Below are 14,623 nucleotides of genomic sequence, written 5' to 3'. Positions count from 1 at the left end.
TATGGTATCTCTGGGACTAGAGGAGAAAGTTATCGTCGTTACCGGCGGAAATCGAGGCATTGGGGCGGCTATTGTCTCTCTTTTGATAGAATTGGGGGCCAAGGTGGCCTACACGGATTTAGCCACCGATAATCCCCAGGGTTTAGGCATTGTCGCCGACGTGACTAAGTTGGAATCCATGGAAGCGGCAGCTCAACAAATTGAAGCGGAATTGGGACCGGTTTACGGCATCGTCGCTAACGCGGGGATTACCAGAGATAACTTTTTCGCTAAATTAACGCCGCTAGATTGGGATTTAGTGATTAATGTCAACCTAAAAGGGGTTAATCACACGATTAAGCCGTTTATTGAGGGAATGTACGAACGACAAGCGGGATCGATCGTTTGTATTAGTTCTATTTCCGGTGATCGCGGTAATGCCGGCCAAACTAATTACGCAGCCACAAAAGCGGCAGTTATCGGTTTAGTCAAATCCTTAGCGCGAGAAGCTGCTCGTTACAATATTCGCGCCAACGCGATTGCGCCGGGGTTTATTAACACGGAAATGACTTTAGCGATTCCCGATAAAGTTCGCGATAAAATCACCGCCGAAATTCCCTGTCGTCGCTTCGGTGAACCCGCAGATATCGCCTGGGCAACTGCTTATTTACTCTCTCCTGTTGCCAGCAGTTATGTCTCTGGAGAAGTCCTCAGAGTTAATGGGGCCCATCACACTTAATCAGTTATCAGTTATCAGTTATCAGTTATCAGTGGGTAAGTTATCAGTTATCTAATTCAAAGATGGAAAATGTGTTTGTTATCGAAAAAATCGGGACTAAAACCTGGCATTTTAAGGCGAAAAGTTTTTGGAGCGGGGCATAAATCACCATTACAAAAACGGCCTCCTGCTCCTTGCCTCCGTTATTTAGCGCCCGTTTAGCTAGTAAATAGGAGAGAAAAAATTATCAATCAGGAGTCTGAAGAAACGGTTAATGACGAGATGAGAACTGAATATGACTTTTCTGGTGGTATTCGTGGCAAATATTATCAAGCTTATCGACAGGCTAGTAATGTGATAATTCTCGATCCCGATGTGGCGGAAATTTTTCAAGATTCAGCCTCAGTCAATGAAGCGTTAAGATTACTAGCAAAAATTGCCAAGTCTGGAAAAATATGACTTATCAGTTATCAGTTATCGGGTGTAGAGTTGGTTAGTAAACTAGCGAAATCAGCGTTAAAGGAAAAGGGCAAAAATAATGGATAAACCGACACAAGCTTGGAGTGAGATGGCCGCCGATTACGTCAATCTTTGGACAGAAACCGGGGCAAAAATGTGGTCAAGTTGGTTTGATATGATGGGGGCGATACCGACTCCTATGGGCAATATTAAACCAGAATTACAAGAGGCAACCCAGCGCTATTTTGATAATCGGGATTTGTTGATCAAATTCCTAAAATTATCGGTGGAAGCTTGGGAAAGTATTTTCCCGAAAATGCAAACAGGAGAAAACTGGCAAACAATTTTAGATAATTATACCCAACAGATGCGCGGTCAACTGAATAGTTTTACTGCCACCACTTCCCAGGGTAGTCAAGATGTCAGTCAACTATGGACAATTTACCTGCAACAATTACAAAGTCTCAATCATTTATGGTTCGATCCTTTCGTGCTGTCAAATGACACAATAACCAAAGCTTGGTTAGGTAATACTTCTTCTTTGATCGAACTCAATAATATCTATTGGCAGAAGTTTTATGATGAAACTTTTGGCCAATGGTTACAGATGCCTTTATTAGGATTGCCGCGAGAATTTAACCGCAAATTACTCGATAGTTTTGAAACTTGGCGCGTTCTTTATCAGGCTAGTATTAACTATCAAATTGTGCTGGCTGATATTCAAGTTAAATCCTTTGAAGCTTTAACTAAAAAATTAGTTTTCCTAGCAGAAAAAGGTCAACCTGTCAAGAATTGGCGAGAATTTCAAGATGTGTGGAGTGTAGTCGCTGATGATATTTTTGAAAAGGCTTTTTGTCAACCAGAAAACCTAAAAGTAAGGGGAAAATTTATTAATTCCCTCAATGATTATCGCATCAAACAGCAGGATTTAATGGAAATTTACCTGCGTTCGATGAATCTGCCTACCCGCAGCGAAGTCGATGAAATTCATCGGACTATCTATGAGTTACGCAAAGAGGTAAAAAGTCTCAAAAAAGCTTTAGGAGAAAAAAAAGCAGTAGAAAGTAACAATTAGTTAATTGTGCTTGACAATCAGTTATCAGTTATCAGTTATCAGTTATCAGTTATCGGATTGCAGTTTTAAGTATATAGTGTTAGGTGAAAACTTCGGAACTTTCTTTTCACTGATTACTGTTTACTGTTCACTGCTCACTGAAAAATCCCCACTTTTCTAGGAGAATTAAATTATGTGGCCATTTTTGACGCAAGTGAAACTGGAAGATTTTACCCAAGATTATCTAGAATTAACTCAGAAAAATCTCAAAGGTTTAGACAATCTCAAACGAGTTAAAGAAGAAGATATTCAGTGTGGAGTCTCGGAAAAAGAAGCAGTTTATCGGGAAGATAAAATCATTCTCTACCACTTTAAACCCGTGGTTGAAAAACCCTTCGAGATTCCCTTGCTGATGGTTTATGCTTTGGTCAATCGTCCCTACATGGTAGATTTACAGGAAGGGCGTTCTTTAGTGGCCAATCTGCTGAAATTAGGCTTAGATATCTACTTAATTGATTGGGGATATCCCACCAGAAGCGATCGCTGGTTAACCCTTGATGATTATATCAATGGTTATGTGGATAATTGCGTCGATTTTATTCGTCAAAGTCACCATCTCGACAAAATTAATCTGTTAGGAATCTGTCAGGGGGGAACCTTTAGTTTGTGCTATAGTTCCCTCTATCCCGATAAGATAAAAAATCTGGTGACAATGGTGACACCGGTGGACTTTTATCAAACCGAGACCCTCTTAAATATGCGCGGGGGGTGTTCCTTGGGGTCCGAAGCATTAGACATCGATTTAATGGTAGATGCTATGGGCAATATCCCGGGAGATTTTCTTAACTTAGAGTTTCTGGAATTGAAACCTTTGCAGTTAGGTTATCAGAAATACCTCGATTTTCCTGACATCATGGAAGACGAATCAAAATTAGTTAATTTTCTGCGTATGGAAAAATGGATTTTTGATAGTCCCGACCAAGCGGGAGAATCCTACCGACAGTTTCTCAAGGATTTCTATCAGCAAAATAAACTGATTAAAGGGGAAGTGATGTTAGGAGATAAACGGGTAGATTTACACAATCTGACCATGCCAATTCTCAATCTTTATGCGGATAAAGATCACCTTGTCCCTCCCGCTTCTTCCCTCGCTTTAGGGAATTATATCGGTACTTCTGACTATACCGCTTGTGCTTTCCCCGTCGGACATATCGGAATGTATGTCAGTGGCAAAGTGCAACGGGATTTACCCCCCGCTATTAGCGATTGGTTGAAAGCAAGAGCTTAACAATCCTAGAAAATATCCCCTTTTCCCAGTTTGGGAGAGGGGTGTAACACAATACAACACATCGATAAAAAAACATCTACGGGCAGTAAAATAAACTTTTGTAACAGAGGATGTTAAGCACTGTTGCAAGATCGGGCAGAATCGGAGAATCTCGTTCCTTTTGGCTAAACCCCTGTGGTACACTGCAAAGCGTACTCGCTCGTAAGTATGTAGGAGAAAACCTGAGTGTTAAGAGTCGCTGTTGTGGGTTCAGGGCCGGCCGGTTCTTCGGCGGCAGAAACATTAGCTAAAGCAGGCATTGAAACCTATTTATTTGAACGCAAATTAGATAATGCTAAACCCTGTGGTGGAGCGATTCCTCTCTGTATGGTGAGCGAATTTGACCTACCTCCTGAAATTATCGATCGCCGGGTGAGAAAAATGAAAATGATCTCCCCCTCTAACGTCGAAGTCGATATTAATCTCGATAATCAAGACGAATATATCGGAATGTGTCGTCGGGAAGTCCTCGACGGTTTTATGAGAGAGCGCGCCCATAAATTAGGAGCGCATTTAATCAACGGAACCGTTTACGGTCTCGACATTCCCACCAATAGCACCGATCCCTATACCCTACACTACGCTGATCACTCCAACGGCAATTCCCAAGGGGAAATGAAATCTCTGAAGGTGGATGTGGTTATCGGTGCCGACGGTGCTAATTCTCGCATTGCTAAAGCTATTGATGCTGGGGATTACAACTATGCGATCGCTTTCCAAGAACGCATCCGTCTTCCCCAAGATAAAATGGCCTACTACGAAGACCTGGCCGAAATGTATGTAGGAAAAGACGTATCCCCCGACTTCTACGCTTGGGTATTCCCCAAATACGATCACGTCGCCGTCGGTACTGGCACAATGAAGGTCAATAAAGCCATGATTAAAGACCTACAAGCTGGTATTCGCGCTCGCGCGGCCCGTCGTCTGGAAGGAGGCGAAATCATCCGGGTGGAGGCTCACCCCATCCCCGAACATCCCCGTCCTCGTCGTGTAGTTGGTCGCGTGGCCCTCGTAGGTGATGCTGCGGGAACAGTTACCAAGTCTTCGGGAGAAGGCATCTATTTCGCCGCTAAATCGGCGCGGATGTGTGCGGAAACCATTGTCGAAGTCACCAACGGCGGCCAACGTATCCCCACAGAGGACGAGTTAAAACTCTACCTCAAGCGTTGGGATAAGAAATACGGTATGACCTATCTGGTATTAGATATTCTGCAACGGGTTTTCTACCGTACCGATGCCACCCGGGAAGCTTTTGTGGAAATGTGTTCCGATAAGGACGTACAGAAGATGACTTTTGACAGTTATCTCTATAAAACCGTTGTTCCCGCTAATCCTCTCGTACAAATGAAGATTACTGCTAAAACCATCGGTTCTCTCCTGCGCGGTAACGCTTTAGCTCCTTAAAATCAATTGATAACTAGAAAACCCAATCTCCGGCGGTGGTTGGGTTTTCTTTTGGGTCGTCCCTTCCTGTCTTCTCTAATTCAAACAAAAATATCGCCTCACCAGCAATCTCTAAGTACCGCCTCACCTCAAATCTAGAGAAATAACGCTCTTTTAATACCATAATTCGGGTATCAGGTCATAATAACCAGCTTGGGGCGGTGGGTAAATACCCGCTTCGATTTTTTCGATAATAGTCGGCCAAGCTTGTCTAAAAGCGGCAGAGCGCTCGTTGGGGTGCAGAGTCCAACCCTTGGCATTGGTGAGAGTGGCGCGATAGTAGTTGCTTTGTTCTAGGGAGCGAGAAACCATAATTTCCCAAGAGTCGAGTTTTCCTTTCCCAGTCACAATATTGCCCCAAGCTTTTAAACCATCGGGTAAATGATCGAGAAAGGTATTTTTATAAGAGCGCCAGAGGGGGGTGATCGGTAAAAGGCGATCGTAGCGACGACAATTAAGTAAATAGGCACGGCTGCCAAAAAATTTAAATTGATAGAATCCGTCGGGATTTTTCGTGCAAGGATGCTGAGAATAAATCGTACCATCGGGCCGGGGTGGGCCGGACAAAGGACGCACAAACATCATTTCTGGATGGGTTTCCATCAACTCAATCCCCTCGCGGATCCAACTGTAATCCTGTTCTTGATAGAGCATCATGTCACTGTCATAATGGACCATATAATCGCTGCGACATGACTCGATTTTGAAGATCGAGCCGAAAATCGGATAACCTTTGTAGTTATGGGTGGAACGGAGGGGACTGCCGAAATGCTTTTGATAGATACGCTGACGATAGCTGGGATCGTAGTTAAAATCCACTAGGCGATCGATTATGCCTTCTTTAACTAATTTTTCAGCACAGGCTCTTAATTCCTCCATTGTACCCAGTCCGGGGCGATTAACCTTTTCCCCGCTTAAGGGGGCCGTGTCAATAGCGAGTACCTTTTCCTGGAAGGGAAACTGACTCATTTTGACTAGATGGGGAATAGTGTTCATCATAAACCAGACATCGGTTCGCGCCGTAAAAAACCAGAGCGAACAACTTGGCAATCCCATTTTGTATAAACCTCACTTTTGTTTGGGTCTTAAATGGGATACATTATAGGGTAATCTTCTAGACAAGTTGACACAATTCCTGATTAACCTATGACTATAGCCCTCGATCGCTTACCCCAATCTTGGCAGGATTTAACCAATCGTTTAACTTATAAGTATTTTCAGATACGCATTGATACACCCAAAGACCCCTATAAAATTCTCTTTCGTCCCCAACCCTATCAGGTTTTATTTATCCTTAGCCATATGCGATCGGGTTCGTCTTTATTAACCCATATCCTCAATTCTAATCCCGAAATTATCGGGTTTGGCGAAACTCATCTGGTTTATGAGAGTGAACAGGATTTTAAAACTTTAATGTTTAAACTCTACTGGCGTTTGCAAGATTTAAACATGAATCATAAATATATTTTAGATAAAGTTCTTCACGATCAGAAATTTTTAGACCATAGTTTTTTGCAATCTGATGCGGTTAAAACCATATTTTTACTACGAGAACCGCAGCGCACTTTAGCCAGTATTCTAGATATTAAACCCCATCAAAATGAGCAGCACGCCCTGGGTTATTATACCGGTCGTTTAGCCACCCTAGAAAGTTATGCTCGATTAATTAACAGCAAAGAAAAGAGTTTATTTATCACCCACGACCAAGTATTAAACCAAAGTCAATTGGTCTTTAATAGTTTACAGAGTCATCTCGATACTAAAACAGGATTTTCTGAAGAATATCGAGTTTTAAAAACCACTGGTACTCGCGGTATAGGCGATTCTTCCGAGAATATCAAAGCGGGTAAAATTATTAAACAAGCCAGAAAATTAGATATAGAAATTTCCGACGATGTTTTAACCCAAGCTCAAAAGGCCTACGATCAATGCTACGAAACCCTCAGCAATTATTGTCATTGTATCTAAGCTGAATTGGGGATTGGCAATAGCGTTGATTCTTTCCTCCGCGTCCAAAAAAAAAACCCTAACTCAACTCTAAGTTGAGCCTTTAGCCAGTCCGATTAGCCTTCAATATTAGCAATTGTAAAGCCCATCTGACACTCGTAGAGATTGGGCTGTTGGCTTCCTCCTTTGCCCAAGGAGTGACCACAGCCTAGTTTACCCTCTCGCCACCGGGGTTGCCCCTGCTGGTTGGCTAAAAGACAGCCCTGACAGACAGAACCCGTATCGAGAATGTGTTCGTCGGTTAAAATCACTAACATGACGTTCACCCCCATTAATCTCTGATTTGTCTCTATTGTAAGAGGTTTTTTCTGAGATGTAGTGGCGCGCTATACATTCCGCTACTTTTTGGCTTTTTTTCGCTTGGACTCTTCTTATGCAGAAGATTAGACCTGGAAAATGTATAGTCATTTCAGATAAGTCTGATAGGATCTGAAAGAGGGAAACCCCTAGGAACTCTGGCATTGATCTTCTCAATCTTAATTATTATTTTCCTAAGCCGATTTTTCTGGTTACTTTTTGCCAAAAAGTTGGGGTCGGTGGTTGATAGGGTTTGGGACTGCTGGTAAATATAGGACGTTGACTAGGTTCGTAGAGATAACGATAGTGTAAGAAAATATCTCGATAGGGAAAATCGATATTTTCACCGCTACAAAGTCGAGTGAACAGAGAGGAAGATAAACCAATGTAGTGAAGGTATGTCAACCGTTTGTCGTGGTCGTATAATAGCCCATCCCGTTGTTGGAAATGGGCGGAGGTGACGGCGTTGCCGGTGCGACGGCTGGCAGGCCATTCTTTCGCTAAGTTACAGACGGATAGATGTGATCGCATCACCATATAGTTCAGCACCGACTGATTGGGAGCCGAGGGATACAACACCTCTGCCTCGCCCTCCTGTAGCCTTGCCACTAGCCAATCCCTTTGTTCCGACGGCATAAAGCCGCGCTTGGAGGCGTAGAACCCAGCACAAAAGATCTCCGCCTCGATCCGTTCTTGGGGAAACACTTCCAGCAGTTTCGGCGAATTGACATTGTAAATGTGGGTGGGGTCTTTGTACTGAAAGTCGTAAGTCACCACATCACAACTGTCTAACTGTTCAAACACAGGGGTGACATCATCCAAAATCAGCGCATCTGCATCAATGTAGATGAATTTTTCAAAGGGGGCGTTGGGGTCAAAGGCACAGTAACGGCGGTTCATACCCAACCGTCGTACTCCTTGTATGCCTTCAGTTTTCCGCCAATGTTGCAGTGCTGTGGGGTGAGCTTGCCAGACTTGTAACGAAAAGTCCTCCCACGGCTTAAACAGATCTTTGTCATTCCAGAGGGTGACATTGGGACGGGTGGCGATTTCGGCGGCGGTTTTTTCCAAGCGGTCGTCGTAGGCGATGACGCAGACGGGCATACCCGCACCCGCATTGACGGCGATGCTATTCAGCAAGGCCACCAGTTGGTCAAACACGACATCATTACCGAGGGTGTAAATACCGTAGTTCATTGCAGCTCAGGAAGAAAAAAAATCAAAACTTATTATCTTTGCCGTTAGTTTAGCTTATTTTTGTCGATAAATTTCGGCAATTTCAGATTATAGCCATGACTTTAACTGCTGATCAGCCAATGCCCATTCAAAAGTGAAGTGCAACGCCTAAGATTGACAGAGGTAAGTCCCTAGAGATAATCTCAAGTTTCTCACAACAGAAGGACTACCAGATCGACTATACCCAAAACCGATCGATTTAGCGTTTGCGTTTGAGTAATTTAGAAATGCGTCGATTGTACCGCAACCAACGCCAGATTTTAATAACTAATTCCTCCACCCATAAAATAATCGCATCTAATCCCTCTAAAATCCGTTCTAAGGGGTGTTTAACGTAGCCGACGGGGGTTGATTCGGTTTCTAACCATTCTTCGTTAATTGGTTGAATTATCTCCTTGGCATAGCGGGGATCTAATTGGGTTGTGGGGGGGGATTCTCTAGGGGTAATTTGGGCAGCGGCCGGGGGGATTTTTTGTAAAGATTTATTTTGTTTTTCTTGACTAAAAGCTTTTTCTGTGCTGCGAGGATGGGACGGGGTGACTGGGGACTGGGGAAGGGGATGAGCGGGGTTAAGGCGCGGTTTTTCGGAGTCTTGGGGAGAAATAGCCAAGATATCGGCGGATTCTAGCCATGGCTGCTCACTGACGGCGGAAAATGTCAGGGATTGGCCAGAGGCAAAGAAGTGATCGATCGCCGCTTGGATGAGTTTGCCGATCGTGAAGGGATCCGCTTGGGTTTGTTTTTCTAGCCAATCCTGGAGACGTTGCTTGAAGGTGATCAGCAGAGAATTAGGAAGACTTAGGGGATATTTTGCCGATAAAGCGGGTGAATCAGCACTATATTCTAAATTATTCTTCTCTTTTGCCCAGAAATGCTCGATCGCCGCATAAATTAACCAATAAAGTCGCCAGAGATAGGAGGAATTTTTCTCCAGATTCGGGGACTCGTTAATGAGATCGGAAGGTAGGTTAGAGGTGTGGCTAACACTGCTGGGGATTGCGGGGGAGATAGCGAGAAATTTAGCCTCGAAAATTGCTAATTTTTCGTCAATAACCTGTAAAATCGCTTGAGAATTTAAATTAGGCAGTGGTAAGGAGGGTGGTGTCGGGGTTTTGACGAGATGGGATTCTTGGAATAGATCTATGGCGATCGCTATTTGTCCCTGTTGTTCCCAGCGTAGTAGGTTCCAAAACCAACGGATCGGAGGCAAGACAGGATTTTTGTCGGTAAAATTCGGTAATAAAGGCGGATATTGACGATTTAATCGCTTAATTCTCCGTTTTTCGAGGGCGTAGTTAGCCAGTGCCGTCCTAATTTGTTTTTCTATTTGTCTTTGGGTTTGATTATCGGTGATTTTAACAGTCTGGTGATCTTTAGTGACGAAAACTAAAGCTTGATCCTCTAGATCGGCTGCTATGCCAATAAATGCCGTTTCTTGGTCGGATAAGCTCTGGAGAAATTCTTCGATCGCATCCGTCCCATCTTTTCCGGGGGGTGATAATTGTTTCTGGAGACTGTTCCCTAATTGATTAGCCGTCATCCGCAGGGATTGTACCAGCAAATAGACGGGATAGAGGGCTATTTGCAAGGCAATAGCGATCGCATTTTGACCGCGACGGGAGACGCGGCCGAGGTTATCTTTCAGACGGATCAAACGACGGTTGATCAGGTTGAACAGTCGGCTTTTATAGGGATCGGCAGCCATGGATTTTGGGCGATAACATCTTCATTTAGACTATCCTATTGTGCAAGGACGGGATAAAAAAAATTTTGGCCAAAACCCTTGACTCCCAGAAAGATTATTGTTATATTTAAAAAGGTCTGAAATCCACGCCCCCATCGTCTAGTGGCCTAGGACACCTCCCTTTCACGGAGGCGACAGGGATTCGAATTCCCTTGGGGGTATGAAAAAAAGTCAGAAGTGTCAAGCTTCTGACTTTTCGGTTTTTTTCTCCCGTTGATGGCTTTTCGGTAAGGTGACGGTGAAGATTGTTCCTCGATCGATCTGACTTTCGACGCTAATTTGTCCATGATGACTGAGGGTAATCGCTAAAGCGATCGCTAATCCTAATCCTGTTCCCCCGGAAGTGGCAGAATTTTGTCGCGCGGGATCGAGACGATAAAAGCGATCGAAAATATGGGACAAAGCAGCCTCGGGAATCCCGATTCCGTTATCTTTGACGCGTACCAGTAACACCGATTGTCGATCGCGTTTACTTTTTTCCAATTCCACTGCGACATTTTTAGGCTCAGATTCGGGCAAAAAAGCGTGTTTTAGGGCATTAGAAATTAAATTTGTGAATAAACGGGCTAATTGATCCCAATCTCCCCCCATAGTAAACATTTCATCGCTATAGGAAAAATCCTCCTGGTCCGGTTCCACGATCGACAAAGAGAGGGAAATTCCCTGCTTATCGGCGATTAAACGCTGTTCTTCCACTACTTCCATCAATAAAGCATCCAAAGGTACAGCTTGCTCGATCGGTTGGACGATGCCACTATCAGAACGGGCTAAAAAAAGCAGATCATTGACTAAATTGCCCAATCTTTCCGTTAAACGATCGATCACTTGCAAACGTTGATGGCCAGTTTGGGGATAGGCGATCGCCATTTGCACGTTAGTTTGAATCGTGGCGATCGGATTGCGTAATTCATGGGAAGCATCGGCGGTAAATTGTTTTAAACTCTGATAGGACTCTTTTACGGGTTGAATGGCTAAACCGGACAAAAACCAACCAATCCAGGCAACACTAGCAATCATCAGGCAAATTCCGAGGATTAAATCCAATAATAGCTGTCTAATTGGTTTTGTCACCTCAAACCAAGGATGACTTACCCGCAGATATCCCAAAACATAATGACCGATTTCCACCCTTTCGGTTACTTGTCGCAGCAGACGATTATCGGATAAGCGAATCGTTTCTCCTTGACGGTGGGGATGGAGGGGAATATCTAAGGATTCGGCCAGAGTTGACCAAAGTAGATTACCTTGGGGATCGAACCATTCCAAATCTATATGATCGTCCTCGACGGATTTACCCTGACTGGGAAAACTTGCCAGGGGATCGACGCGATAACGTCCTTGGTTCGGGGGAATCGATTCGATCACGAGGGAACGATTTACCACCTCAATGATGTGTTTGAGGGTATCATCAATGCGATCCACTAGGGTATGGCGCACATAAAAATACATTCCCGTAGCGAGAAAAAGCAGTAGTATGGCAGTGACAACAGTGTACCATAAGGCTAAACGGCGGCGAGTGGCTTGGAACACCGATAATCTATGGATTGGCTAGAGATTTTTAGAGCAATGTATCTTATTTTACAGCTTATTTGATTGATTTAATGCTGGGAATAAATTATTTTTAGCTATAGGGAAAAACTGACGGTTGCCAAGAATAGCTAGACTTGAACCCTTATAGTCCTTAAAAATTGCCGCTAACAAAAGTATTTTTAGATACATTCTTCTCAATAATTGTTTGAGTAGCTCGGCAAAAGCAGCCAAAGTGAATTATATTTAACCCTATGGTGATAGGGCTGACAGGAATGGCTAAAAATATTTTTGAGCTTATTTGAATTAATAACAACTATAAATGATGAATTTAAATTATTGGTTAATGAAATCGGAACCCGATGTCTATAGTATCGAGGATTTAAAAAAAGATGGTCAAACTATTTGGGAGGGAGTGCGAAATTATCAGGCGCGCAATTTTCTCCGTCAGATGAAACGGGGAGATTTGGCCTTTTTTTATCATTCTAATACGACCCCGCCGGGGATTGTCGGCTTGATGCGAGTGGTGCAAACTGATATGATCGATCCCACACAATTCGATCGCGATAGTCCCTACTATGATCCCAAATCCTCTCCAGATTCCCCGCGCTGGTGGACGGTTAAAGTTGAGTTTGATAGCCTTTTTCCCCAACTGCTGCCCCTAGGAATTTTAAAACAAAATTTTACCGCCGATGAATTATTATTAGTAAGGACAGGAAATCGTCTGTCAGTGATGCCTGTCAATCAAGAGATCGCAACAAAAATTCTCGCTTTAGTCGCTCATCAAGGAGTATAAACTGTGAACCAGAAAGATGCTATTAATTTACTTTCCCTGATCGGGGGATTATTAGCTGCTATTGTCATTTTAGCGGCCTTTAATGCCTATGTGATTATCACCCCCGGACAAGCGGGAGTTTTAAGTGTGTTAGGAAAGGCTAAGGACGGGGTTTTATTGGAAGGATTGCACTTTAAACCTCCCTTTGTTTCTAGTGTTGATATCTACGATGTTACGGTGCAAAAATTTGAAGTTCCCGCCCAAAGTTCCACTAAAGATTTACAGGATTTATCCGCTAGTTTTGCGATTAATTTTCGTCTCGATCCGACGCAAGTAGTGGTCATTAGAAGAACCCAAGGCACCCTGCAAAATATTGTCGCTAAAATTATCGCCCCTCAAACCCAAGAATCCTTTAAAATTGCCGCCGCTAAAAGAACCGTAGAGGAGGCAATTACTCGACGCAGTGAGTTAAAAGAAGACTTTGATAATGCCCTATCGACTCGCTTAGAAAAGTATGGTATTCTAGTCTTAGATACCAGTGTGGTAGATTTGAATTTTTCTCCGGAATTCGCCCGGGCTGTCGAAGATAAACAAATCGCAGAACAACGCGCCCAAAGAGCCGTTTATATCACCCAAGAAGCGGAACAACAGGCCCAGGCAGAAATTAATCGCGCTAAAGGGAAAGCTGAGGCACAAAGACTATTAGCAGAAACTTTAAAAGAACAGGGAGGAGGATTGGTTTTACAGAAAGAAGCGATCGAAGCTTGGCGCGAAGGTGGGGCGCAAATTCCCCGGGTTTTAGTGATGGATGGATCGGGAAAAAACAGCGTACCATTTTTATTTAATTATAGTGATTCTTTTCTAGAAAATACCCCCTAAATTCGGGTCTATCTCAATGGAGCGAGAGGACTGCCGTTAAAGCCCATGGCGGTTAACGGGAGATGAATCGCCACCAGAATGAAACTAACGCAGTAGCGTTTCCACTTTACGACGTTAGGTTGCGACGGATTGCTAATTGTCGCCGTCTAACGCACCCTACTGGATTGTTTCAGCTAATTTGGTGTATTAGAAAAATGCTATAACTTCTATAATTTAAGACTTTAAGCCGAAATCTATTGCCCTATTTTAGTTGAAACAATCCACTACATTTTACTATCAGAAAACTCCCACTCATACTAATCCGTTGACTATAGGCTACTTATAGAGGAGAGGCACTCATGCAAAAGGGGAAATAAATAATCAGTTGTTAATAACCAGATTTAGTGTCAGGTGGCGGCAAGTCTTTCGGGATCGGCACTGGCGACAGCTTCCCGGTATGTGCCGGTGGGGGTGGGTTTATATGCGGGTTGGAATCCTGATTTTTCCTTAAAGGGTTGACAAGCTCAGGTGAGGACGGTGGAGCGTCAGGGTTATTTGTTGGGAGTTTGTGGTCATGCGTCATCTTTTTAATTATATTCCCCGGTTTTAACGGGCTAAACAGTAGGTTGCCTGAAATGCCCGGTTAATATTATAATTTTTTTATCTCAGTCAATGAATCGGCCATCACACGCTTATGAGTTTAATTCAAGAAGGAATAAAAAAAGGCTTAATTAAGTTAGATGATGAGCAGAAATATATTACATATATTAATCAAAATAAAAAGCGAAATTATAGCAATCATGAAGAACAGGTACAAGCTGAGACTTTTTTAAAATTAGTTTTGACCTATGGTTATGATCAAAAGCGGATTCGGTTATTTGTTCCCGTAGCAATGGGATCATCGACCAAAGAAGCGGATATTATTGTTTATAATGATGATGGGCATAAATCGCCTCATATCGTTGTTGAATGTAAAAAACAAGAGGTTTCAGAATTAGAATTTACTCAGGCAGTAGAGCAGGGTTTTAGTTATGCGGTGGCGGAAGGAGCGAAATATGTTGGGAGCATCTCACTTATGCAATGAGTATTAATACTTATAGCAGTCAAAAACTAGAAAATCTTCAACTTGATCACAAAGAGAAATGAGATTATAATAGTTATAACTTACAATTCAGAATAGCTCTCGATGGGAGGAATAA

Annotated in this window: 15 protein-coding genes, 1 tRNA gene and 1 pseudogene; 11 read left to right on the top strand and 6 right to left on the bottom strand. The window is 43.2% G+C overall.

Features of this window, described 5'->3' with window-relative positions:
* The first annotated feature begins 1 nt into the window (after nt 1).
* From phaB to chlP, 5 genes are all read left to right on the top strand, one after another.
* Complete coding sequence (gene phaB, locus ACE1AQ_RS13970) at nt 2-718, top strand: acetoacetyl-CoA reductase PhaB (protein ID WP_008206945.1); 717 nt, start codon at nt 2-4, stop codon at nt 716-718.
* Nucleotides 719-943: 225 nt separating this feature from the next.
* Complete coding sequence (locus tag ACE1AQ_RS13965; protein WP_002784823.1) at nt 944-1,156, top strand: hypothetical protein; 213 nt, start codon at nt 944-946, stop codon at nt 1,154-1,156.
* A gap of 79 nt (nt 1,157-1,235) precedes the next feature.
* The gene (phaE, locus tag ACE1AQ_RS13960; RefSeq protein ID WP_008206949.1) at nt 1,236-2,231 is read left to right on the top strand and encodes a class III poly(R)-hydroxyalkanoic acid synthase subunit PhaE; all 996 of its coding nucleotides are present in this window, start codon (nt 1,236-1,238) and stop codon (nt 2,229-2,231) included.
* A gap of 172 nt (nt 2,232-2,403) precedes the next feature.
* Nucleotides 2,404-3,498, top strand: a complete 1,095-nt coding sequence (locus ACE1AQ_RS13955; protein ID WP_110545588.1) for a class III poly(R)-hydroxyalkanoic acid synthase subunit PhaC — start codon at nt 2,404-2,406, stop codon at nt 3,496-3,498.
* Nucleotides 3,499-3,723: 225 nt separating this feature from the next.
* Nucleotides 3,724-4,941, top strand: a complete 1,218-nt coding sequence (gene chlP / locus ACE1AQ_RS13950) for a geranylgeranyl reductase (RefSeq protein ID WP_008206952.1) — start codon at nt 3,724-3,726, stop codon at nt 4,939-4,941.
* Nucleotides 4,942-5,094: 153 nt separating this feature from the next.
* On the opposite strand, the gene ACE1AQ_RS13945 is transcribed toward chlP, so the two are convergent.
* Nucleotides 5,095-6,036 carry a hypothetical protein gene (locus ACE1AQ_RS13945; protein WP_008206954.1) on the bottom strand — a complete coding sequence of 314 codons (942 nt, stop codon included), beginning with the start codon at nt 6,034-6,036 and terminating at the stop codon, nt 5,095-5,097.
* A gap of 90 nt (nt 6,037-6,126) precedes the next feature.
* Here ACE1AQ_RS13945 and ACE1AQ_RS13940 point away from each other — a divergent pair, with 90 nt between their 5' ends.
* Nucleotides 6,127-6,948, top strand: a complete 822-nt coding sequence (locus ACE1AQ_RS13940; protein WP_008206956.1) for a nucleoside triphosphate hydrolase — start codon at nt 6,127-6,129, stop codon at nt 6,946-6,948.
* Nucleotides 6,949-7,043: 95 nt separating this feature from the next.
* Here the strand turns inward: ACE1AQ_RS13940 and ACE1AQ_RS13935 are convergent, their stop codons facing one another.
* The 3 genes from ACE1AQ_RS13935 to ACE1AQ_RS13925 all read right to left on the bottom strand — a co-directional run bounded on the left by ACE1AQ_RS13935 (nt 7,044) and on the right by ACE1AQ_RS13925 (nt 10,225).
* Nucleotides 7,044-7,244 (bottom strand): hypothetical protein, encoded by a 201-nt coding sequence (locus tag ACE1AQ_RS13935; protein ID WP_002735656.1) that lies wholly within the window; start codon nt 7,242-7,244, stop codon nt 7,044-7,046.
* 226 nt (nt 7,245-7,470) lie between these two features.
* Nucleotides 7,471-8,481 (bottom strand): Npun_R2821/Npun_R2822 family protein, encoded by a 1,011-nt coding sequence (locus tag ACE1AQ_RS13930; protein WP_110545587.1) that lies wholly within the window; start codon nt 8,479-8,481, stop codon nt 7,471-7,473.
* Nucleotides 8,482-8,719: 238 nt separating this feature from the next.
* Nucleotides 8,720-10,225, bottom strand: coding sequence for a hypothetical protein (locus tag ACE1AQ_RS13925; RefSeq protein WP_110545584.1), 1,506 nt, complete (start codon nt 10,223-10,225; stop codon nt 8,720-8,722).
* Between the two features lie 127 nt (nt 10,226-10,352).
* Here ACE1AQ_RS13925 and ACE1AQ_RS13920 point away from each other — a divergent pair.
* Nucleotides 10,353-10,425: transfer RNA gene (locus ACE1AQ_RS13920), tRNA-Glu, on the top strand.
* Nucleotides 10,426-10,444: 19 nt separating this feature from the next.
* On the opposite strand, the gene ACE1AQ_RS13915 is transcribed toward ACE1AQ_RS13920, so the two are convergent.
* Nucleotides 10,445-11,794 (bottom strand): cell wall metabolism sensor histidine kinase WalK, encoded by a 1,350-nt coding sequence (locus ACE1AQ_RS13915; RefSeq protein WP_110545580.1) that lies wholly within the window; start codon nt 11,792-11,794, stop codon nt 10,445-10,447.
* Nucleotides 11,795-11,842: 48 nt separating this feature from the next.
* The gene (locus ACE1AQ_RS13910; RefSeq protein ID WP_008207042.1) at nt 11,843-12,025 is read right to left on the bottom strand and encodes a hypothetical protein; all 183 of its coding nucleotides are present in this window, start codon (nt 12,023-12,025) and stop codon (nt 11,843-11,845) included.
* Between the two features lie 88 nt (nt 12,026-12,113).
* Here ACE1AQ_RS13910 and ACE1AQ_RS13905 point away from each other — a divergent pair, with 88 nt between their 5' ends.
* The 4 genes and pseudogenes from ACE1AQ_RS13905 (at nt 12,114) to ACE1AQ_RS13890 (ending at nt 14,508) form a co-directional block, all read left to right on the top strand.
* Nucleotides 12,114-12,587 (top strand): EVE domain-containing protein, encoded by a 474-nt coding sequence (locus ACE1AQ_RS13905; protein WP_008207045.1) that lies wholly within the window; start codon nt 12,114-12,116, stop codon nt 12,585-12,587.
* 3 nt (nt 12,588-12,590) lie between these two features.
* Nucleotides 12,591-13,445, top strand: coding sequence for a prohibitin family protein (locus ACE1AQ_RS13900; protein WP_106908873.1), 855 nt, complete (start codon nt 12,591-12,593; stop codon nt 13,443-13,445).
* 387 nt (nt 13,446-13,832) lie between these two features.
* Nucleotides 13,833-14,034: pseudogene (locus ACE1AQ_RS13895) on the top strand (hypothetical protein); the annotation flags it as partial.
* 84 nt (nt 14,035-14,118) lie between these two features.
* A complete protein-coding gene (locus ACE1AQ_RS13890) occupies nt 14,119-14,508 on the top strand; it encodes a type I restriction enzyme HsdR N-terminal domain-containing protein (protein WP_253257757.1) in 390 nt (129 codons plus the stop codon).
* Nucleotides 14,509-14,623 lie beyond the last annotated feature (115 nt).

This window comes from Microcystis sp. BLCC-F209 (assembly GCF_041928595.1).
GTDB lineage: Bacteria > Cyanobacteriota > Cyanobacteriia > Cyanobacteriales > Microcystaceae > Microcystis.
The sequence above is the reverse complement of the archived record's forward strand: the minus strand, read 5'-3'. Positions and strand labels throughout refer to the sequence as shown.

Coding starts and splice junctions, on each gene's coding strand:
- phaB (WP_008206945.1), top strand. CDS start 2: ATGGTATCTCTGGGACTAGAGGAGAAAGTTATCGTCGTTACCGGCGGA.
- phaE (WP_008206949.1), top strand. CDS start 1,236: ATGGATAAACCGACACAAGCTTGGAGTGAGATGGCCGCCGATTACGTC.
- ACE1AQ_RS13955 (WP_110545588.1), top strand. CDS start 2,404: ATGTGGCCATTTTTGACGCAAGTGAAACTGGAAGATTTTACCCAAGAT.
- ACE1AQ_RS13945 (WP_008206954.1), bottom strand. CDS start 6,036: ATGGGATTGCCAAGTTGTTCGCTCTGGTTTTTTACGGCGCGAACCGAT.
- ACE1AQ_RS13940 (WP_008206956.1), top strand. CDS start 6,127: ATGACTATAGCCCTCGATCGCTTACCCCAATCTTGGCAGGATTTAACC.
- ACE1AQ_RS13935 (WP_002735656.1), bottom strand. CDS start 7,244: ATGTTAGTGATTTTAACCGACGAACACATTCTCGATACGGGTTCTGTC.
- ACE1AQ_RS13930 (WP_110545587.1), bottom strand. CDS start 8,481: ATGAACTACGGTATTTACACCCTCGGTAATGATGTCGTGTTTGACCAA.
- ACE1AQ_RS13925 (WP_110545584.1), bottom strand. CDS start 10,225: ATGGCTGCCGATCCCTATAAAAGCCGACTGTTCAACCTGATCAACCGT.
- ACE1AQ_RS13905 (WP_008207045.1), top strand. CDS start 12,114: ATGATGAATTTAAATTATTGGTTAATGAAATCGGAACCCGATGTCTAT.
- ACE1AQ_RS13890 (WP_253257757.1), top strand. CDS start 14,119: ATGAGTTTAATTCAAGAAGGAATAAAAAAAGGCTTAATTAAGTTAGAT.